This window comes from Thalassospira sp. UBA1131 (assembly GCF_002311515.1).
Classification (GTDB): domain Bacteria; phylum Pseudomonadota; class Alphaproteobacteria; order Rhodospirillales; family Thalassospiraceae; genus Thalassospira.
This window is the reverse complement of sequence record NZ_DCAO01000029.1, coordinates 4,231-9,690: the sequence shown is the minus strand read 5'-3', so window position 1 is coordinate 9,690 and position 5,460 is coordinate 4,231. Positions and strand designations below refer to the sequence as shown.

At 52.4% G+C, this 5,460-nt stretch carries 7 protein-coding genes and 2 tRNA genes; 3 read left to right on the top strand and 6 right to left on the bottom strand.

Features of this window, described 5'->3' with window-relative positions; genetic code table 11:
* Positions 1-216: 216 nt before the first annotated feature.
* The 3 genes from B3Z49_RS04205 to B3Z49_RS04195 all read left to right on the top strand — a co-directional run bounded on the left by B3Z49_RS04205 (position 217) and on the right by B3Z49_RS04195 (position 949).
* Positions 217-293, top strand: a tRNA-Pro gene (locus B3Z49_RS04205).
* 143 nt (positions 294-436) lie between these two features.
* Positions 437-730, top strand: a complete 294-nt coding sequence (locus tag B3Z49_RS04200; protein WP_063089999.1) for an ETC complex I subunit — start codon at positions 437-439, stop codon at positions 728-730.
* Between the two features lie 142 nt (positions 731-872).
* Positions 873-949, top strand: a tRNA-Arg gene (locus B3Z49_RS04195).
* Between the two features lie 190 nt (positions 950-1,139).
* Here the strand turns inward: B3Z49_RS04195 and B3Z49_RS04190 are convergent.
* The 6 genes from B3Z49_RS04190 to B3Z49_RS04165 form a co-directional block, all read right to left on the bottom strand.
* Positions 1,140-1,862, bottom strand: a complete 723-nt coding sequence (locus tag B3Z49_RS04190) for a hypothetical protein (protein WP_296988438.1) — start codon at positions 1,860-1,862, stop codon at positions 1,140-1,142.
* Between the two features lie 49 nt (positions 1,863-1,911).
* Positions 1,912-2,235 (bottom strand): HigA family addiction module antitoxin, encoded by a 324-nt coding sequence (locus tag B3Z49_RS04185; RefSeq protein WP_296988436.1) that lies wholly within the window; start codon positions 2,233-2,235, stop codon positions 1,912-1,914.
* The gene (locus tag B3Z49_RS04180; RefSeq protein WP_296988435.1) at positions 2,235-2,513 is read right to left on the bottom strand and encodes a type II toxin-antitoxin system RelE/ParE family toxin; all 279 of its coding nucleotides are present in this window, start codon (positions 2,511-2,513) and stop codon (positions 2,235-2,237) included. The genes B3Z49_RS04185 and B3Z49_RS04180 overlap by 1 nt, the downstream gene beginning before the upstream one ends.
* A gap of 99 nt (positions 2,514-2,612) precedes the next feature.
* Positions 2,613-3,275 (bottom strand): YitT family protein, encoded by a 663-nt coding sequence (locus B3Z49_RS04175; protein ID WP_296988433.1) that lies wholly within the window; start codon positions 3,273-3,275, stop codon positions 2,613-2,615.
* A 208-nt stretch (positions 3,276-3,483) separates the two neighbouring features.
* A complete protein-coding gene (locus B3Z49_RS04170; RefSeq protein WP_296988431.1) occupies positions 3,484-4,314 on the bottom strand; it encodes an aldo/keto reductase in 831 nt (276 codons plus the stop codon).
* A 336-nt stretch (positions 4,315-4,650) separates the two neighbouring features.
* Positions 4,651-5,460 (bottom strand): CobW family GTP-binding protein (locus B3Z49_RS04165; protein WP_296988430.1); only part of this gene is annotated, 810 nt, incomplete at its 5' end.

Genomic DNA, 5,460 nt, shown 5'->3' with positions numbered 1-5,460 from the left:
TCTGACCGGATGGGGTTTGAGGTTGGTGAAAAGGTCGAAGGATTGCCGCGCTAGGCTGCGCCATCGATACGCCACACAATCAATCAGCAATAGCAAGGCCGCAGGTGATATCTGCGGCCTTTGGTTTTTGCGTCGGTTTTTGTGTCATATTTTCGAGAAAAACACGCAATGCGGTCTTGCCCACCCAGCAAGATGGTGCTAAATCCACATCCGCGTCGGGGAGTAGCGCAGTCTGGTAGCGTACCTGCTTTGGGAGCAGGGGGTCGCGAGTTCGAATCTCGCCTTCCCGACCATTTCCCCTTTTATTGTTTTCGGATGCCCAACGGGATTTCCAAGTAACGATAAAAGGTGTAAAAGATGAACTGATAGCAGGGGTTAGAGAGACCCGTTTAACTGCCATCATCATCTTATCCCGAAGGTCAAGACGAGGGTCCCGATGAAGGTCCGTGTTTACAAACCTGCCAAGAACGCCATGCAGTCCGGTCAGGCTGCGACCAAGCACTGGGTCATGGAATTTGAACCGGGTGCGAAAAAGGTCGCGGATCAGCTGATGGGCTGGATCGGATCGACCGACACCCGTGGTCAGGTCCGCATGTATTTCGAAACCCTTGAAGAAGCGCAGGCCTTTGCCGCCAAGCACAAGCTGATCGCGGACATCGAAATGCCGAAACCGCGCAAACTTCAGCTCAAGGCCTATGCCGACAACTTCGCATTCAAACGCGTCGTCTGATCTGGCACTCGCCAGCGTATTTGACCAATTCTCGGGGCGGATTTCCGCCCCGTTTCGTCTGACAGGGGACGTTAAAGCCTGTGAATACAGTCGGGCAGGCGCCCAATGCCATGCCCCGGGGTTCGTAACCACCCCACCCAGCGGTCCCTTAGCTCAACTGGATAGAGCAACAGACTTCTAATCTGTAGGTTGCAGGTTCGAGTCCTGCAGGGATCGCCATTTTTCCTTGAAACGACTATACCTGTGCTTGCTGCTCGGTCTGTTCCTTTCCTGTGACCAATGTCATCTGAAGCTGCTTGGGTAGTTTTAGGATAATTAGCAGAGAGCTACCATTAATATGAAATACACCGGTAGAACCGTGCATTGCCTAGTAATAGGGTTTGTATAGGTGGATGAGAGCGAGAGCTAATTATTCCAGACCGCATTCGCGGCAGACACGGGAAATTTCAAAATCAATATAGTTTTTTGCTTGTGCTGACCTATCGCTAACTTCTCTAAGGCGTTTCATTGTTACGGTATGATGCTCATTAGGAATGCGAGGATTGGCAGGTAACATCACATCCGCATCAATGCTAACTGCGTTACATAGTCGAGAAATAGCAGTATGAATAGGATAGTTGAAGCTGGTCACTCCATGAGCTTTAAGCATGTCACCTGCATATAGACAACGCACTAGAAGCTCTTGGTTAACATTGAAGAGTGCTTTTCCCCAGGCAGCAGATTTTTCGGAGCTATATACGCCTTCTGTCGTTTCGTTTTGATGGTGTTCTAGAATGTTAATGCGGGTTTTTGCCCACTCGTGGTTGTCTGTGCTCATATCCATAGCTAGACGAAGAACCGATGTTCTCGCATCTGCATGATGAATTTTACTTTGTCGCAAAGTTTCGGCTGTTGATTTCTCAATTGCCGCGATTTGAGCGCGGCTTGCTGTGAGCACAAAGATGCCACCAGCAAGACCAAGAACACCAGCAAGTATGCTTTCCCACTGAATCTGTTTGGCAAAGCTGATCCACCAAAGTCCGTGATTGAGATCGTAAATATCTCCCCCAATGCCAATAGCAATTAGCGCGATCACGACAGCGCAGAAAGCAATCCCTATTGCGATTGGTACCGGTTTCGCAAGGTTGTTCATTCTGATCAAATGTATTCCTGTAAAGAAAGGGGATAGATTTATTTTTCTCTCAACTCGCTGCCCGTTCTGGCGGATATGTTGTTTGGGGCTGCCAGTTTGCTTCCGCTTGTTCGCCATCCCATGCGTCGACCGCTGCTTGCAAGTTGACCCAGAAGGCAGTCGTTGTTCCCAATACTTTGGCAATGCGGGCCGCCAGAGACGCATCAATCCGCACATGTCCGTTGATCATGCGGCTTAGATGTTTTTCGCTGATCTCGATATCGCAGGCGAAATCTTTTTGCAGGATTTTACGTGGCACAAGGTAGTGTTCACGCAAGATCTCGCCGGGGGCGGTTGGCCTGCGGTTACGGCGAATAGGGCGGTTCGTATCCATCAGTGGTAATCCTCCAGGTTAAGGATCACAATATCCTTGCCATCCCATGTAAAGGTTATGCGCCAGTTTCCCGAAACGCTCATGGCGTATTGTCCGGCCCGGTTGCCGATCAGGGGATGAAATTTCCTGACGCCCATGCAGTCCGCCAAATCTGAAATCGCATCAAGATGATCAAGGATCAGAAGGGCGTTTTTCTGAAACCGTTTGTCGACATGCCGCGATTGGCCCTGTTCAAACAGTTCACGCAATCCTTTGTGTTTAATATCCTTGATTGGCAAATCAGTTCCTTTGCAGGAAGCACTATAAGATTACCAAAATGGTAATCCAGAATGCCGATCCTGTCCAGTTTGATTTACCGATATGGTAAAGAGACTTAATTACCGTGCCGTGAAATACCGTCCCGGACGATGGTTGAGCGCAATGATCAGGTTGAGTATGACAGCGCCGAGGATTGAGAGCAGGACCTTGTCGAAGGGCAGGGTCAGGAAGGCGCAGACGAGGATGACCATATCAACGGCAAGCTGGAAATAGCCTGCGCGGATGTTGAAGTTTTCCTGAAGGTACAGGGCGAGGATATTGACCCCGCCAAGGCCTGCGCGATGGCGAAACAGCATGAGCAGGCCAATCCCCATCAACGCACCCCCGGCAACCGCGGCATAGATCGGGTTGAGCGTGTTGAACTCCACCAGCATCGGGGTCAGCTTCGAGAAGGCCGAGACCAGACCAACGGCGATGAAGGTTTTGATGGTGAAGGCCTTGCCCATGCGTTTGAAAGCCAGCCAGTAAAAGGGCAGGTTGATTACAAAGAAGATCACGCCAAACGACAGCCCGGTGGCATGTTCAATCAAAAGGGCGGCCCCGGCGGTACTGCCGGTGACAAGGATGCTTTCGCTATAGAGCGTGACACCAAGCGACACCACCATGGTGCCCAGCAACAGGGCCAGAACGTCCTCATACGGGCGATGGGCGATATCGTCCTTTTTGGGTGTTTCGCTGGTTGCGGCCGGGTCGGTTTTATCGTTGGTGTTTGCGGTGCTCATAAGCGGTGTGCTGCCAGTTGGTTGATTAGATTAGGGTCAGGGCCTTGATAAAATACGCTTTTCGCAGGTGCGAAACAAGCGGTGCGCAAGATCGCGGCGTAAATCGCGTGTTTTTGATGTAACGGCATCGCCAAACGCAAAAGACCGGCTTAAAGCAAGCCGGTCTTGGTAGTTTTGTATGTTTGTTCGCGGTTACGCCGGATGGTGATCAGGCGGCCTTGTCCCATTCCGGGGCGAAGGACGGATCAATCAGGCGACCGTTTGGATTGGCAAGATCATGGATTGCTTCCATGTCGTTTTCCGAAAGTTCGAAATCAAAGATATCGAAATTGGCCGCGGCATTTTTCGGTGAGCCCGATTTCGGGATCGCCATGACGCTGTCTTGTTGCAGCAACCAGCGCAGTGTGACCTGCACGGGGGACTTGCCGTATTTTTCACCGATGGCCTTAAGGGTTGCGTCCTTCATGACATTGCCACGTGCAATCGGGCAATAGGCCGTCAGCAGCATGTCATGTGCGCGCACGCTTTCGAGTACCTTGGACTGGTCAAGATAGGGGTGATATTCGACCTGATTGACCGTCAGCGGCGCATCGGTCAGCGACACGGCCTGATCAATCAGGGCGGTCGGGAAGTTTGAAATCCCGATCAGGCGCGTCATGCCAAGGTTTTTGACCTCGTTCAAGGCTGCCATGGTTTCTTCAAGCGGTACGTCATCATTGGGCCAGTGCAGAAGCAGCAGATCAACATGGTCCAGATCAAGCTTGCGCAGGCTTTCCACCACGGAGGTCTGCAAATCACCGCTTTGGAATTTGTCGTACCAGACCTTGGTGGTCAGGAAGTAGTCATTGCGTGCAAGGCCGGAATTTTTCAAGCCCTGACCAACGCCCTGTTCGTTGTGATACATCTGGGCGGTATCGAAATGGCGATAGCCGATCTTGGCGGCCTCCGCGATCATTTTCGCTGCTTCATCGTTATTGAGCTCGTACGTCCCAAAGCCAAGGGCCGGGATTTTAGTGTCCTGCCAGTTCCGGTAAATCATACTGGTGTACCCCCTTGTTTCGTTTGATTGTTGTGATTTTGGGTCTTCGCGGTGTCATGTGCAAATGACGATCCGGTGTCAGTTTGCCCGATTTGCGCCAGATTTAGTGCGCATGTCGCCGATCGCAACCTGTACATCAGGATGGTACGGGCTGTGCAATTGGCGAGAGGCCCGGGGCAGCCTCGTGTGCGGGTGGGGGCTTTCAGGCAAAGAAAAAGGGCGACCAAATTAATGGGTCGCCCGAAGTTCAGGACTTAGAGTGAGGCTGTATCAAGCCAAGGACGAGATTGCCGCAATCATGGGTAATGATCCTTGATGTGGCTCAAACGCGGTCGATTATTCTTTGACCGTATTGCCATCATTGGTTTCGCTGACCGCGGCATTAAGGTGATAAAGCGATTCACGGATCACCTGGGGCCCAAGATCCTTGGTGATGAAGACGATCTTGGACCGGTGATCATCGCTTGGCCAGGCGGGCAGGGATGCCGGCGGGTGGAAAACATGCTGCACGGCATGAATGGCGACAGGTGCATCTTCGCCGACCAGATTAAGGATACCCTTCACGCGCAAAAGGCTTTCGCCGCGCATCTGGGTAAAGATTTCGGCCCAGGTAACAAAGGCATCCCAATGGATCGGTTCATCAAAGGTGATGCAGAAGGATCGGATGTGGTCGTCATGGCGGTTGACGTCGTGGCTATGATCGTGGTGGTGGTCATGGTCATGATGATCATGATGCTCGCGATCGTCGTGATGGTGCGCATGGTCATCGCCATGCTGTTCATAGGCTTCATCACGCAGCCATTTCTGCACATCCATGCTTTTGGTTGTCGGGTCATACAGCCCGGCATTAAACAGCTTTGAAACCGCGATATCGCCATTGACCACCGGATAGATCGGTGCGGCCGGGTTAAGGGCGCGCAGGCGGGTTTCAAGGGCTGTGCACGTGGCCTCATCGGCCAGATCGGCCTTGGTCATCAGGATGCGGTCGGCAACAGCCGCCTGCTTCACACTTTCGGGATGATTATCAAGCTGGCCTGCGCCATGGATCGCATCAACCGTGGTCACCACGCTATCAAGGCGGAACTTGGTGGTCAGAAGCGGGTCGGTCATCAGGGTGTGCAGGATCGGGGCCGGGTCGGCAAGGCC